1 protein-coding gene is annotated in these 584 nt (G+C 49.0%); it reads left to right on the top strand.

Annotated elements, in window-relative coordinates:
• Positions 1-584, top strand: a 584-nt coding sequence (locus R7Z77_RS27095; RefSeq protein WP_318137271.1) for a PQQ-binding-like beta-propeller repeat protein, incomplete at both ends; no start/stop codon positions are given.

The raw sequence follows: 584 nt of genomic DNA, 5'->3' as shown, positions 1-584 counted from the left end.
GCGAGGAAGATACCATCGTTATGGCACCACTACCGCAGGTAGATAGCCAGTTTACGACCAAGAGTGAATGGAACACATCGATTGGTGATGGTGTTGGTCATTACTTCTCAAAGCTTTCTCCTGTCTACGCAAACGACATGTTGTTTGTCGCGAGCCGTGATGGTTTGGTGAAAGCGCTTGATCCAGAAAATGGTAAGCAATTATGGCAAACCGATCTGGAAGAAGACGTGATTGCTCGTCTGTCTGGCGGTATTACTGCGGCGTACGAACATCTTTACATCGGTTCTGAAAATGGTGAAGTGATTGCACTAAGCCAAGAAACTGGTGAAATCATTTGGCGCATTAAAGTCGGTGGTGAAGTTCTGGCGAAACCCGTTGCGGATTCAGGCTTGATCATCGTAAATACCAGCCGTGGTATGTTGATTGCTTTGGATGAAAGCTCTGGTGAGCAGCGCTGGGCACTAAGTACTGAAGTTCCAAACCTGACACTACGCGGAGACAGCACTCCAACTGCGATTGGTGGTGGTGTTTTCTGGGGTACGGCAAATGGTCGACTAGCCGCAGCGATTGTGGAGCGTGGTCAG

Source organism: Vibrio sp. 1401 (genome assembly GCF_033340295.1).
This window is presented reverse-complemented; position numbering and strand designations above follow the sequence as displayed.